Origin of the sequence: Cellulomonas sp. Root137 (assembly GCF_001426725.1) — a bacterium.
Classification (GTDB): Bacteria; Actinomycetota; Actinomycetes; order Actinomycetales; family Cellulomonadaceae; genus Cellulomonas.
The window spans coordinates 2,374,213-2,388,182 of record NZ_LMFG01000001.1 but is presented as its reverse complement, the minus strand read 5'-3'; the positions used below and the strand labels follow the sequence as shown (position 1 = coordinate 2,388,182).

General features: G+C 72.7%; 12 protein-coding genes. 3 read left to right on the top strand and 9 right to left on the bottom strand.

The genetic code is table 11. From position 1 onward, the window contains the following. Nucleotides 1–44: 44 nt before the first annotated feature. The gene (locus tag ASD18_RS11255) at nucleotides 45–2,780 is read right to left on the bottom strand and encodes a GNAT family N-acetyltransferase (RefSeq protein ID WP_056090695.1); all 2,736 of its coding nucleotides are present in this window, start codon (nucleotides 2,778–2,780) and stop codon (nucleotides 45–47) included. A 104-nt stretch (nucleotides 2,781–2,884) separates the two neighbouring features. On the opposite strand from ASD18_RS11255, the gene ASD18_RS11250 reads away from it, so the two are divergent. Then, nucleotides 2,885–5,359, top strand: a complete 2,475-nt coding sequence (locus ASD18_RS11250; RefSeq protein WP_056090692.1) for a DNA topoisomerase (ATP-hydrolyzing) subunit A — start codon at nucleotides 2,885–2,887, stop codon at nucleotides 5,357–5,359. A 5-nt stretch (nucleotides 5,360–5,364) separates the two neighbouring features. Here the strand turns inward: ASD18_RS11250 and ASD18_RS11245 are convergent, their stop codons facing one another. The 3 genes from ASD18_RS11245 to ASD18_RS11235 form a co-directional block, all read right to left on the bottom strand. Further along, nucleotides 5,365–6,111 carry a lysoplasmalogenase gene (locus ASD18_RS11245; RefSeq protein ID WP_056090690.1) on the bottom strand — a complete coding sequence of 249 codons (747 nt, stop codon included), beginning with the start codon at nucleotides 6,109–6,111 and terminating at the stop codon, nucleotides 5,365–5,367. Between the two features lie 119 nt (nucleotides 6,112–6,230). Beyond that, nucleotides 6,231–7,262: a GNAT family N-acetyltransferase gene (locus ASD18_RS11240; protein ID WP_056092097.1), complete on the bottom strand. Its 1,032-nt coding sequence runs from the start codon at nucleotides 7,260–7,262 to the stop codon at nucleotides 6,231–6,233. A gap of 49 nt (nucleotides 7,263–7,311) precedes the next feature. Then, a complete protein-coding gene (locus ASD18_RS11235) occupies nucleotides 7,312–9,438 on the bottom strand; it encodes a type IIA DNA topoisomerase subunit B (protein ID WP_056090687.1) in 2,127 nt (708 codons plus the stop codon). A gap of 162 nt (nucleotides 9,439–9,600) precedes the next feature. On the opposite strand from ASD18_RS11235, the gene ASD18_RS11230 reads away from it, so the two are divergent. Then, entirely contained in the window at nucleotides 9,601–9,810 is a 210-nt protein-coding gene (locus ASD18_RS11230; protein ID WP_056092095.1) for a hypothetical protein, read from the top strand. Nucleotides 9,811–9,949: 139 nt separating this feature from the next. Then, a complete protein-coding gene (locus ASD18_RS11225; protein ID WP_056090685.1) occupies nucleotides 9,950–10,315 on the top strand; it encodes a hypothetical protein in 366 nt (121 codons plus the stop codon). A 2-nt stretch (nucleotides 10,316–10,317) separates the two neighbouring features. On the opposite strand, the gene ASD18_RS11220 is transcribed toward ASD18_RS11225, so the two are convergent. The 5 genes from ASD18_RS11220 to ASD18_RS11200 form a co-directional block, all read right to left on the bottom strand. Next, nucleotides 10,318–10,596, bottom strand: coding sequence for a YciI family protein (locus ASD18_RS11220; protein ID WP_082573782.1), 279 nt, complete (start codon nucleotides 10,594–10,596; stop codon nucleotides 10,318–10,320). After that, entirely contained in the window at nucleotides 10,593–11,090 is a 498-nt protein-coding gene (locus ASD18_RS11215; RefSeq protein ID WP_235522327.1) for an SRPBCC domain-containing protein, read from the bottom strand. Before ASD18_RS11215 ends, ASD18_RS11220 begins: the two co-directional genes overlap by 4 nt. Further along, nucleotides 11,077–11,430: a helix-turn-helix transcriptional regulator gene (locus ASD18_RS11210; protein WP_056092085.1), complete on the bottom strand. Its 354-nt coding sequence runs from the start codon at nucleotides 11,428–11,430 to the stop codon at nucleotides 11,077–11,079. The genes ASD18_RS11215 and ASD18_RS11210 overlap by 14 nt, the downstream gene beginning before the upstream one ends. Continuing rightward, nucleotides 11,427–11,786, bottom strand: coding sequence for a VOC family protein (locus tag ASD18_RS11205; RefSeq protein ID WP_056090683.1), 360 nt, complete (start codon nucleotides 11,784–11,786; stop codon nucleotides 11,427–11,429). The genes ASD18_RS11210 and ASD18_RS11205 overlap by 4 nt, the downstream gene beginning before the upstream one ends. Before the next feature lie 73 nt (nucleotides 11,787–11,859). Continuing rightward, complete coding sequence (locus ASD18_RS11200; RefSeq protein WP_056090680.1) at nucleotides 11,860–13,890, bottom strand: HNH endonuclease; 2,031 nt, start codon at nucleotides 13,888–13,890, stop codon at nucleotides 11,860–11,862. Nucleotides 13,891–13,970 lie beyond the last annotated feature (80 nt).

Sequence of the window (13,970 nt, the reverse complement as noted above, 5' to 3'; positions counted from 1 at the left end):
TCCATCCTCCCACCTCGACGGCCGTGGCCTGCGACCGGGCATGCTCACACCCTCGACAGTCGGCGCGTGGCGTCCGCACGGTCGGCCCGCGACACCGCGACGCGCGCGCCGAGCACCACGGCGCCGTGCTCGGAGACCACCACGGGGTTCAGCTCGAGCGAGCGCAGCTCGGGCAGGTCGTCGGCGAGCACCGCGACGCGCGCGATGAGGTCCTCGAGCGCGGCCACGTCGAGTGCGGGCAGGCCGCGGTAGCCGAACAGCCGGGGAGCCGCCCGCGCCGTCCGGACCAGCTCGGCGACGTCGACGTCGGTGAGCGGCGGGACGCCGTAGGCGATGTCACCGAGCAGGTCCGACGCGTCACCGGCGAGCCCGAAGCTGATGATCGGGCCGAACAGGGGGTCCTCCACCGAGCGCACCACGCACGCCGACCCGTGCGGAGCCATGGCCTGGACCTCGAGCGGAGCGTCGACGTCCCCCTGCTCGTGGCTCGCGGCGAGGGTGAGCACCTGCTCCACGTCGGCGCGCAGCTCGGCCTCGTCGGCGACGTCCAGCCGCACGCCACCGAGGTCCGCGCGATGCCGAAGGGCGGGGACCGTGGTCTTGATCGCCACGGGCCACCCGATGCGCTCCGCGGCGGCCACCGCCTGGTCCGCGTCGTGCACGCGGAAGGACGGCAGGACGCTCACACCGACCGTGGCGAGCAGCTCGGAGATCCGGTCGGGGCTGAGCGCCAGGACCGCGTCGCCCGAGGCCTCGGCCTCCAGCCAGCCCGCGACGAGCCGGCGAGCGGCACGCGTCTCGACACCCTCGGGATGCAGGGGGCGTCCGCGGTCCCCGGCCCGCCACTGCGCGTACCGGGCGGCGTGCCCCAGCGCCAGGGCGGCGTCCTCCGGCGTGCTGTACGCGGGCACGGTCCACTCCCGGCCGTCGTCGTCCGCCGCGGTCAGCTCGGCGGTGAGCCCGTGCAGGTCGTAGATGCACGCCACCGTCGTGCGGCCGGATCGGGCGGCGGCGCGCGCGACGGCGTCCTGCAGCACGGTGTCCGGTCCCCCGACCGTCGGGATGCGCACGACCACCACGACGTCGCTGTCGGGGTCCGCGTACAGCTCGTCGACGGCCGCCGCGACCTGGTCCGCCGGGGCGTCCTCGGGGAGCAGCTGCACGTGCCCGCTGACCACGAGCCCCGCCGCCGCCACGGCCTCGGCGACGAGCGCGGCGACGGACGCGGAGCTGGCGAGGATCGCGGTGCGTCGGCCCGCGGGCAGCGGCTGGTGCGCGAGGACCTGGGCCACGTCGAGCATCTGGTGGGTGTTCTCGACGCGGACGACCCCGGACTGACGGAGCATCTCGGCCAGGGTGCGCGGCGGCGCGTGCGTCGGGCGGACCGCGTGGCCCGGCGGGACCACCTGCCCGGACCGCCCGGCCGTCACGACGATGACCGGCTTGAGCAGCGAGAGGCGACGGGCCACCCGCGAGAACTTGCGCGGGTTCCCCAGGGACTCCAGGTACAGACCGACCACGTCCGTGTCGACGTCGTCCGCCCAGAACTGCATGAGGTCGTTGCCGGACACGTCCGCCCGGTGCCCGGCGGAGACGAACTGCGAGACCCCGATCCCCCGGCGACGGACCGCCGAGAGCAGCGCGACCGCCAGCGGCGCGGACTGGCAGAAGAGCCCGATCCTGCCGGTGGGCGGAGGTTCGGCGGCCAGCGACGCGTTGAGCTGGAGACCGCCGGCACGGGTGGAGATCACCCCGTAGGACCCCGGCCCGACCACGCGCATCCCGGCCCCGTGCGCGACGCGCAGCAGCGCGCGCTGCCGGTCCAGCCCGTCGGGACCTTCCTCGGCGAAGCCTGCCGTGACGAGCACGACGCCGTGCACCCCGAGCCGGGCGAGCGCACGGACCACGTCGGCGGCCTCGTCCGAGGGCACCGCGACGACCGCGAGCTCCACCGGCGCGGGCACGTCGGCCACCTGCGCGTGCAACGGGAGGGCAGGGTCGCCGGGGACGCCGACGGCGTGCACCAGCACCGACGGGTCCCCGAGCAGGAGGTCCCCCAGCACGCGTGACGCCAGGCGCCCGGCGAGGGTCTCCCCCGCGTCCACCCCGGGGCCCACCACCACGACCGACCCCGCGTGCAGCAGGTCCCGCATCGATCGCGCCTCGGCGCGGTGCTCCCGGTCGGCCATCACGGCGAGCGAGCGGTCCGTGGGGTCGATGTCGAACCCGACCGCGACGATGCCGTCCTCGGTGCGCTGCCGCACCTCGAAGCCGGCGTCCTTGAACACCGAGATCATCCGGCCGTTCTGCGGCAGGACCTCGGCGACGAACCGCCGCACACCTCGCTCACGGGCCGCCGCCGCGAGGTGCTCGAGCAGCACGGACCCGAGCCCGCGCCCCTGGTGGGCATCCGCGATGTTGAACGCCACCTCGGCCTCGTCGGTGCCGATCCGGTCGTAGCGCGCGACGCCGATGATCTGGTCGTCGTCCTCGGGCTCGGTGGCGCTCGAGACGGCGACGAGCGCGACGCGGTCGACGTGGTCGACGTTCACGAGCCGCGCCAGGTCCCGCTCGGGCAGCCGCTCGAGCGGGGCGAAGAACCGCATGTACGTCGAGCGCTCCGACTGCCCGACGTGGAACGCCTGCAGAGCGTCGGCGTCCTGCGACCGCAGCGGGCGCACGTGCGTGGTGGACCCGTCGTGCAGGACGACGTCGGCCTCCCACGTGGCCGGGTAGGCGGGACCCGGTCGTGAGGTGTCGTCAGCCGTGACGTCTGCCATGACGGTCACGGTAGTGCTGCCAGCCGCGCGCCGCGGCCCGTCGGAGCGCCGCGACGGTCCACAATGGTCGCCGCACCGCAGACCGGCACCGAGGAGCAGCACCCATGGCGCGTCGCCCCGCGACCCCCGAACTCCCGCCCGAAGACCTCGTCGAGCGCATCGTCGACATCGACGTCGCGACCGAGATGGAGGGCTCGTTCCTGGAGTACGCCTACTCGGTCATCTACTCGCGCGCGCTCCCGGACGCCCGCGACGGGCTCAAGCCGGTGCAGCGCCGGATCCTCTACCAGATGTCCGACATGGGCCTGCGCCCCGACCGCCCGTACGTGAAGTCCGCGCGCGTGGTCGGCGAGGTCATGGGCAAGCTGCACCCGCACGGCGACGCCGCGATCTACGACGCCATGGTCCGCCTGGCCCAGCCGTTCTCGCTGCGCCTGCCCCTGGTGGACGGCCACGGGAACTTCGGCTCGCTCGACGACGGACCCGCCGCGCCGCGGTACACCGAGGCGCGCATGGCGCCATCCGCGCTGGCCATGACCACCGGGCTCGACGAGGACGTCGTCGACTTCGTGCCCAACTACGACAACAAGCTCACCCAGCCCGAGGTGCTCCCCGCGGCGATCCCGAACCTGCTGGTCAACGGCGCGGCCGGCATCGCGGTCGGCATGGCCACCAACATGGCGCCGCACAACCTGGTCGAGGTGGTCGCGGCCGCCCGGCACCTGGTTCTGCACCCCGACGCCACGCTCGAGGACCTGCTGCGCTTCGTCCCCGGTCCCGACCTGCCCTCGGGCGGCAAGATCGTCGGCCTGGAGGGCGTCCGCGAGGCCTACCGGACCGGCCGCGGCGCGTTCCGGACCCGCGCGACGGCCCGGATCGAGAACGTCACCGCGAAGCGCAAGGGCATCGTCATCACGGAGCTGCCGTACACGGTGGGCCCGGAGAAGGTCATCGAGAAGATCAAGGAGGGCGTCCAGAGCAAGAAGCTCTCGGGCATCTCCGACGCCGTCGACCTCACCGACCGCCAGCACGGCCTGCGCCTGGTCATCGAGATCAAGACGGGCTTCCACCCCGAGGCGGTGCTCGAGCAGCTCTACCGGTACACGCCGCTCGAGGACTCGTTCTCCATCAACAACGTCGCGCTCGTCGACGGCCAGCCGCGCACGCTCGGCCTGCGCGAGCTGCTCGTCGTCTGGGTGGAGCACCGGATCGTCGTCGTCCGCCGTCGCTCGCAGTTCCGGCTGGCCAAGCGCCTCGAGCGGCTGCACCTGGTGGAGGGTCTGCTCGTCGCGATCCTCGACATCGACGAGGTCATCCAGGTCATCCGCACCTCCGACGACGCCGACACCGCCCGCGCCCGGCTGCGCAGCGTGTTCGACCTGTCCGAGCCGCAGGCGGAGTACATCCTCGAGCTGCGGCTGCGACGACTCACCAAGTTCTCCCGGATCGAGCTGGAGAAGGAGCAGCAGCAGCTCGAGCAGGAGATCGCCGAGCTGCGCGAGATCCTCGGCGACGAGGCACGCCTCCGGACCCTCGTCTCCGCGGAGATGGCCGAGGTCGCCGCCACCTACGGCACCCCGCGTCGGACCATCCTGCTCGAGTCGGCCGGTGGCACCTCGATCACGGGCGCCCCGGCAGCCCGCGGCGCCGCCGCGCCGCTGGAGATCGCCGACACCCCGTGCTGGGTGCTCCTGTCCGGTACCGGGCTCCTGGCCCGCACCGCGTCGGAGGACCTGCCGGCGCGCGTCGAGGGCGCCCGGCGGTCCAAGCACGACGTCGTGTCCGCCGCGGTGCCGACGACCGCGCGCGCCGAGGTGGGCGTGGTGACGTCGCAGGGGCGGATCGTCAAGGTCTCCGTGCTCGACCTGCCCGGGCTGCCCCCCACCGACGGCGCGCCCTCCCTGTCCGGCGGCGTCCCGCTCGGCGAGGTGGTGACCCTCCTGCCGCGCGAGCGCGTGGTCGGCCTCACGTCGCTCGCCGCCGACGCCCCGACGCTCGCCCTGGCCACCGTCCAGGGCACGATCAAGCGGGTGTCCGCCGGCGACGTGCCGGGGAACCGCGACGCGTGGGAGGCGATCTCGCTCAAGGACGGCGACGAGGTGGTCGGTGCCACCGCCGTCACGGACACGGACGAGCTCGTCCTGCTCTCCTCCGACGCCTCCCTCTTGCACTTCCCGGCCTCGGCGGTCCGGCCGCAGGGACGTGCCGCGGGCGGCATGGCCGGCATCAAGCTCGCCGCGGGCCAGCGGGTCGTCGCCTTCGGCTCGGTCGCGGCCGACGAGGCGCCGAACGCGGTCGTCGTGACGATCGCCGGGACCTCCGGCGCGCTGCCCGGCACGCAGGCGGGCTCCGCGAAGGTCACGCCGTTCGACGCCTACCCGGGCAAGGGTCGCGCGACCGGAGGGGTCCGTGCGCACCGGTTCCTGCGGAACGAGGACGCCCTGCTGCTCGCGTGGGTGGGATCCGCGCCCGCGTGGGCGACGGGCTCGGGCGGTCAGCCGATCGAGCTGCCGGCCGTCGACCCGCGCCGGGACATGTCCGGCACGGCGCTCACGTCACCGGTGCACGCGATCGGCTGACGCCGCTAGACGAACGCCACCACGTTGTCCCGCACCGGAGGGTGCTGGACGAACGTACGTGCCGGGGTGGCCTCCGGCGCCCGACGCTCGGCGACGTTGCGCGCCACGACCGCGGCGGCGATCAGGCCCTGCCCGACCGTGTAGGTGAGCATGACCCAGAACCCCTGCCCGGCGAGCTCCCAGGACGGCACGAAGGCCTCCAGCGCGATCAGGGCGTCGCTCACGAGGAAGACGGCACCGCCGACCCCCGCGACCCGGCCGAGGCCGGTGGAGAGCACGGCCATCGCGGTCAGCACGCCGCCGTACACCGCGACCGGCACGAGCAGGCTGTTCGCACCCGGAGCGCACAGGGCGACGAGCCCGACGAGCACCGCGGCGTACGGCAGGAGAAGGACCGGGCGGCGGTAGACGATCGACGCGCGGACCGACGGGGCGAACGCCACGACGTAGGCCGTCTGCGCGAGCAGGAAGAACCCCACCATCACGAGGAACGCGGCGTCCTCCCCGACCAGCGACGGGACCAGGTCACCGAGCCAGGAGAACCCGAGCGCGACCAGCACCCAGGTGACCAGGCGTCCGCGCGGCCACCGGGTCGCGGTGAGGACGACCGCCGCGAGGGCCGGCATGAGCAGCCACTGGCTCACCCGCTCGAGCCCGGCCGGACCGGTCAGCTGGGCGACCAGGTGCACCAGCACGAGCACGACGAACACCGCGACCCACGCGCGCGCGGCCCTGGACAGCGAGCGTCCCACGACGACCTCCTCGAGGCCGGACGCCCTCGTCCGGCGACAGAAACGGCCGGACGTCGTCGTCCCGCCGCGCCGATGCTAACGCGCGGCGAGCACCTCGTGAGACGGATCGACCACGTCGCTCACAGCTCGATCGAGAACATCGTCGAGCTGTGGAACACCGCGTACCCGAGGCCCTCGTACAGCCGGTGCGCGCCCGACTGGTTCGCGGTGTCGACGCCCAGCTCGGCCATGTCCATCCCGTCCGCCCGGTACGCGACCATCACCGTGGCGAGGAGCGCCGCCGCGAGCCGACGGCCACGCCATGCGCGCCGCACGCCGAGCAGGTCCGTGTAGCCGGCCTTGTAGCCGATCACGGGCCAGTCGTGCTCGAACCTGCTGGACAGGAGGTACCCGGCCACCTCACCGGTGGCATCGTCGATCGCGACGAAGCTCCACGTCGGAGCGAACATGCTCCGACCCTGCGCCCACTCGTCGGCCGTGCGGGGCTCGCTCCCCCAGTGGTCGGCGAACGCCTCGTTGTGCGCGAGCCGCACCTGCTCGTCCAGCTCCGGGGTCCACGGCACGATCCGCAGCCCCGCGGGCACGTCGACCGGCGGGAGCTCGGCGTCCAACGGGCGACGCATCTCGGCGTAGTACCGCACCGGCGTGAAGCCGCTCGCGCGCAGCAGGCGGATGGTGGTCTCGGCGTTGTCGTGCACGAACACCGCGAGCCGGCCCGGCAGGTCCTTGCCCGAGGACGCCAGCCGCTGCCGCCCGCGCGCCGTCTCCCAGGCCAGCACCTGACGACCTATCCCCCGGCCGCGCCACTGCGGGTCGACGCAGCCGTCGAGGAACGCCCTGACCACCCGGGCGTCGCCGGGGGGCTGGTTGACGCGCGCGTAGGCACGGATCACCCCGTCGGTGTCGACCCCGGCGAGGGTGTCGCGCGCGTGGTCCTTCCAGTCGCCGTCGAACTCGTCGTCGATCTCCTCCGCCGAGGTCCTGTACGGCGCTGCCTCGGCCTCCTCGACCGCCGTGACGAGGCGTGCGAGGGCGGGCACGTCGTCGCGCGTGAGAGGGCGCCAGGTGAGGCCGTCGGTGCCGGTGGGCAGCGGGGCGGCGGCGGGAGCGGCGGCGCGCTCGGCGATGGGCGCGAGATCGGTGGCGGTCACGACCACCACGATCCCCGGCCCGGCGACGTCACGGCAACCCAAATGTCCGTCAGGCGTCGATACGGCTGCGGTCCAGCCCGTCCCCGCCCGCGACGATGAAGTCCTTGCGCGGGGCGACGTCCGAGCCCATGAGCAGCTCGAAGACCTCCTCGGCCCGCTGCGCACCCTCGACTGTCACGCGGCGCAGCGTGCGGTGGCGCGGGTCCATGGTGGTCTCCGCCAGCTGGTCCGCGTCCATCTCCCCGAGGCCCTTGTAGCGCTGGATGTCGTCCTTGTAGCGCTTGCCGGCCCGGTCGAGCTTCTTCAGCGTCGCCGCCAGCTCGGCTTCCGAGTACGTGTAGACGTACTCGTTCTTGCGCCCGCCGCCCCCGATGACCTCGATGCGGTGCAGCGGCGGCACGGCCGCAAAGACGCGACCCGCCTCGACGAGGGGACGCATGTACCGGAACAGGAGCGTGAGCAGCAGGGTCCGGATGTGCGCGCCGTCGACGTCGGCGTCGGTCATCAGCACGATCTTCCCGTAGCGCGCCGCTTCCAGGTCGAACGAGCGACCCGACCCCGCACCGACCACCTGGATGATCGCGGCGCACTCGGCGTTCTTCAGCATGTCCGTGATGGACGCCTTCTGGACGTTGAGGATCTTGCCGCGGATGGGCAGCAGCGCCTGGAAGTCGGAGCTGCGCGCCAGCTTGGCGGTGCCGAGCGCGCTGTCCCCCTCGACGATGAACAGCTCGCTGCGCTCGACGTCGTCGCTGCGGCAGTCGGCCAGCTTGGCGGGCAGCGAGGACGTCTCGAGGGCGTTCTTGCGGCGCGAGATCTCCTTCTGCTTGCGCGCGGACAACCGGGCGCGCATCTCGCCGACCACCTTGTCCAGCAGCAGCGACGACTGCGCCTTGTGGTCGCGCTTCGGAGAGCTGAAGATCGCCGCGAGCTCGGTGTCGATGACCTTGCCGACGATGGCGCGGACGGGCCCGGTGCCGAGGACCTCCTTGGTCTGCCCCTCGAACTGGGGCTCGGCCAGCCGGACGGTGACCACGGCGGTCATGCCCGCGAGCACGTCCTCCTTCTCGATCCGCTCCGAGGTGTCCCGGGCCGAGATCTTGAGGCGCCGCGCGTTGGCGTCGACCGCCTTGCGCATGGTGCGCAGCAGCCCCGCCTCGAAGCCGGCCAGGTGGGTGCCGCCCTTGGGCGTCGAGATGATGTTGACGAAGCTGCGGACCTCGGTCTCGTACCCGGTACCCCACCGCAGCGCGATGTCCACGTCGCAGGTGCGCGAGACCTCCTGCGCGGTCATGTGGCCGCGGTCGTCCAGCACGGGGACCGTCTCGGTGAACGCCGCCGACCCCGTCAGGTGCCAGGTGTCCGTCACCGCGGTGTCCGGCGCCAGGTGGTCCACGAAGTCGATGACGCCGCCGCTGTGCAGGAACGTCTCCTCGTGCGGTCCGTCGGCGCCGGGCGTGCCCGGGATGCCGCGTTCGTCGCGCACGGTCAGCGTCAGGCCGGGCACCAGGAAGCTCGTCTGCCGTGCGCGGGTGACCAGCTCGTCGTACGCGAACACGGCCGTCTTGGGGAAGATCTGCGGGTCCGCCCAGTACCGGACGCGCGTGCCCGTGCGTCCCCGCGCCACCTTGCCGCCGACCGCCAGCTCCGAGCCTGAGACGAACGGCTCGAAAGGGTTGTCCGGCCCGATGCCCCCGCGGTCGTCGAACGTGCCCGGCTCGCCGCGGTGGAACGTCATGCGGTGCGTCCGGCCGCCGCGGTCGACCTCGACGTCCAGGCGCGCTGACAGGGCGTTGACCACGGACGCGCCGACACCGTGCAGGCCACCGGAGGCGCCGTAGGAGCCGCCGCCGAACTTGCCACCGGCGTGCAGCTTGGTGAAGACGACCTCGACGCCGGTCAGCCCGGTCTTCGGCTCGATGTCCACGGGCACGCCACGCCCGTTGTCGCGCACCTCGACCGAGGAGTCCGCGTGCAGCACGATCTCGATGCGGTCGCCGTGGCCACCCAGCGCCTCGTCGACCGAGTTGTCGATGATCTCCCAGAGGCAGTGCATGAGACCGCGGCTGTCGGTGGTCCCGATGTACATGCCCGGGCGCTTGCGGACCGCCTCCAGGCCCTCCAGCACGGACAGGTGCCGGGCGGTGTAGCCGGACTGCGGGGAGGTCGTCGTCACGGGGCGATGGTAGTCGCCGGGCCTGACAGGACCGCGGCACCATGCCGCCGGGCACGGCTGTGTTGCAGGCTGGTTACAGTCCACTACGCGGTGAGCGAACCACCCGCTCCTGGTGCGAGGGATCGACGGCCGGGATGGTTCTATGGACTCGTGACCGGGACCATGACGCATCCACTGACCGCGGCCGACCGCTGCGACCGCTGCGGCGCACAGGCCTATGTCCGAGTTGTTCTTCCCGTGGGAGAGCTCCTCTTCTGCGCGCACCACGCGCGCGAGCACGCGCCCAAGTTCGCCGAGCTGGCCACCCACGTGCAGGACGAGACCGACCGCCTGCTCGCCGAGCACGGAGCGGGAGCCGGCGCCGCGACCTGAGTCTCGGCACCACCCACGACGACCGCACGAGGCCCGGACCTGCTGGTCCGGGCCTCGTGGTCTGTCCCGGCGGGCTCCACTCTCCTACGCTCGGTACGACCGGCACCGACGCCGGTCCCGAGCGAGCAGGAGACGCACCATGAGCGAGCCCGACGTCGACAAGGCCGAGCAGCTCGAGCTCGTCCGCCGCGGCCTGCTGGAGGGTGAGGAGGTGCTCGCCGTCTACGACTGCATCGGCACGGGGACCGGCTTCCTCGGGATCACGACCCTGCGTGTGGTCATCCAGGACAAGAGCTTCGTCGGGAAGCGCGTCGCGATCACCTCGATCCCGTACCGCCACGTGCGCTCGGTCTCGATCGTCAGCAACACGTCCTTCGCGGGCAAGTTCGCCTCGAACAGCAGCATCGCGATCGACGTCGGCGGCACGGTCCACGAGGCCGACTTCCGCGGCGTGGAGAAGGCCCACCGCGCCCACGACCTCATCCTCTGGTACCTCACCCGCTGAGGTCAGGCCAGCACGTTCGTCCAGGCCAGCACCCGGTAGGACCGCACCACGCCGTGGACGACGAACGGGTCCGCCGCGGCGAACTCCTCCGCGGCCTCGCGCGTGGTCAGGACGCACATCGACCCGTTGACCTCGGGCTGCTCGAACGTGCCGATCGCCACCAGCAGGCCGCGCGCGGCGAAGTCCTCGTAGTGGGTGGTGTGCGCCGCCATGTGCACCGGCGCGAGCTCCAGCACGTCCGGCCCGGACTCGTAGAGCACGACGTACCGGACCTGCCTCACGGCGCCCCACCCTCGGCGTGGGCCACCAGCCGAGCCAGGATCATGCCCCAGCCCCGCACGTACGACCCGCCCCGGTAGCCCTCCGGCAGCGCGCACGCACCGCCCAGCTGCTCCTCCGTCATCCGCTCCCAGCCCCGGTGCTCGACCGCGACCCGCGTGAGCGCAGGCCCGAGGGGCCGGAAGCTCAGCTCCACCTCGGTCGGCTCGGGCGTCAGGAGCCACGACATCGTGAACCCGTGCGGCGGGTCCCATGCGACGAGCTCGCCCCAGACGTGGGTCGTGCCGTCGTCCCAGGTCTCGACGACGTTCCCGCCGAGCCGGCGCTCCATCGTCACGTCCCGCACCCGGTCGCCGCCGGACGAGAACGGCTCGACCGGCCACCAGACGCCGATCTCGCGCACGAAGACGTCGAACGTCCTGGACACGTCCGCCCGCACGGTCGTCGCCTGGTGCACCGGAGGTGCGGCCAGCGTCGTGACGTCACGCGGTGGCACGGTCGTCCCTCTCGCTGCCGTCAGGCTCGAGCACGCCGACCTCGATCTCCACCAGGCGCCGCGCGGTGTCGAGCGACGACGCCCAGGTCTCGTCGAGGTACGCGCGCAGCCCGGCGAGCCCCTCCGGCCGTGACCGGTAGAAGTTGCGGGTCCCCTCGGTCCGGCGCGTCACCAGCCCCGCGTCCTCGAGCACCCTCAGGTGCTGGCTCACCGCGCTGCGCGTCACGTCGAACTCCTCGGCCAGCCGCCCGACCGGGACCTCGTCGAGGGCGAGCAGGGTGAGGATCTCGCGGCGTCGCGGCTCCGCGAGCGCCCGGAGCACGGCGTCGGTGTCGCTCACGCCCACAGTCCTACCGCGTGCCCGTCCAGGTCCGCCAGCACCGCGACGCTGCCGCTGTCCGCCGGCAGCGCGGTGGGCGGCTGCAGGGTCGACCCGCCGAGCTCCTCGGCACGGGCCAGCGTCGCGGCCAGGTCGTCGACCCGCACGTACAGCAGGATCCCCGGCGGCAGACCGTCCGGGTCCGCCGCGCCGATCCCGCCCCCGACCGTCTCGGCCGGCGCACCGGTGTCGATCAGCGTGTAGCCGCCCAGCTCGGGTGGCGCGTCCGCCGACCAGTCGAACAGCTGCGTGTAGAACTCGCGCGCTCGCGCGGGATCCGTGCTGGTGACCTCGAACCACATGACGGGACTGCCCATGACCCACCTCCGGCTGATGCGACCGACCCGTCTATGGTCAGCCATCACTAACCGTTAGTCAACCCTTACGGTACTAGCAGGTGGCGAGCATCGTCACGAGCGCGTCCAGCTCGGGCTGCGTGACCGTCAATGCGTTGTCCTGCTTCAGCGTGACCCAGGCCGTGGCGTAACCGCACCATGCAGCGACTGCCGGCGGCTTCCACTCGTCGGGCCCCCGGGAACCCTTCGACTGGTTGAGCCCGTCCTCCACGGCGACGAGCGCGTTGACGTGGGCGAGATCGTTGGCATAGGTCTCCTTCTGCGCCGCCCCCCATGCCCAGCCACCCGAGTCGTGCGCGTTCTTCAGCGGGACCATGTGGTCGATGTCCAGGTCGGACGCCTGATACCAGGTCAGCCCGCTGTAGGGGTCGACCCACGTCCCGGACAACACGGAGCAGCCGTCGGCACTCAGCACCACCGCCGTGGTCGACTCGGCGATGAGCACCTCGGCCCTCGTGTCCTGGCAGTCGCCGTCCTCGTCGACCCAGTGGTTCCAGGTCGCCCGGTCGTACACGACCGGCGGCTCACCGGCTCCACGCACCTGCAGCCCCTCGGGCGACGGGTCGACTGGCGAGTCGCTGGTGAAGTAGCCGAGGACGTCCACGAGCGCGTGGGTGCGCGTCGAGGTGTACATCGTGACCCGACCGCCGTCGCCGAGAGCCCCGATCGCTGCGTTCGCGACCGTCTCCCCCGCACCCGTGAAGTTCACGCTCGACGACGCACCCGCGACGCCGCGCCCCTCGGGGAACAGCTGCAGATAGCCCGAGCCCGTGGTCTGCGTCGCCGTGGCGTTGACGAACACGGCCGACACGCCGCTCGCCGGGACACCGAGGTGACCGGTCGGGCTCAGAGCCGTCGGCGACCCGGCGGCGAGCGCCGACCCCGCGCGACTGTCCAGCAATCGGCCCGGCGTCACGGGGACGAACAGCCCGGTCGAGCTCGCGGTCGCGGTCTGGTCGGTGAACCAGCCGACGACGTCGATGATGAGGTGGGCACCGCTCGACGTGTACAGCGTCACGTTCCCGCCGGGTCCGAGGGGGACGATCACCAGGTTGGCGACCGTCTGCCCGGCCCCGGTCAGGTTGACGTTCGAGGTCGTCCCCAGCGCGGTGCCACCACCCGTCGGCACCACCTGGACGAAGCCGGCAGAACGGGACTGCGTCGCCGTCACGGTCATCGCGACGGACGAGACCCCGGAGGCCGGGACGCCACCGCGGCCGGTGAGCTGCACCGTGAAGGACTCCCCCGGAGCGGGCCGGGGGTTCGGGTCGAACGGTGGCGGACCCGGCGGCGCGGGCGGCGGCTGCGGGGACGACGGCCGACCGGGAAGCGCCTCGCACGGGATCAGGTCGTCGTTGCCGTCGAGCCGGGCCACGTCCCCGTAGTGCGGGTAGTACGTCCAGAACCAGGCGTTCGCCTCGGCCCAGGTGGAGAAGTTGCCACAGTTGACCGCATCGCCCGGGTTCGCCGGCACGCTCGGCCCCGCGGGCGGGGTGAGCGCCGGCAGACCCGTCCGGTTGCGTGAGTCCACGACGCGGGCCGGGCTGAGCGCCTGGTACCGACCGTCCGTGCTCTGGGCCGTGTCCTCGAAGTATCCCGACACGTCGACGACGAGATCGCCACCCGCCACGTCGTACAGCGAGATCCGGCCGCCGTCACCGACCGGGACGGTGACGAGGTTGGACGCGGTCTGGCCCGGGTAGAAGACATTGATGTTCGACGAGGATCCCGGCGTGCCGCGGCCCGTCGGCAGCGCCTGGACGTAGCCGAGCTGGCGCGGGTTCGTCACCACGACGTTCAGTGCGACCGCGGTGACGCCGGACTCCGGCACCCCGCCCTGCCCGGTGACCTGCACCTCCATCAGCGCGCCCGCAGCGGGTCGCGCCGACGGCGCACCCAGGCCGACCCTCGTGTCCAGGATCCGCGTCGGGGCGAGCGGGACGTACCTGCTCGTTCCACCCGGGTCGGCCGCTGCCGCAGTCGGGACGGCGACTGCGCCGACGGCCAACATGAGGACGATGGCCGTCACTCGCGCGAACGAGTGCGCCCATCCGGGCTGCTGCATGGTCGGGCTCCTGGCGTCGAGGGCAGTTCCACTGCACGATCGACGGTTGCGGTGCTCACCTTGAGTCTCCGCCGCGTGTG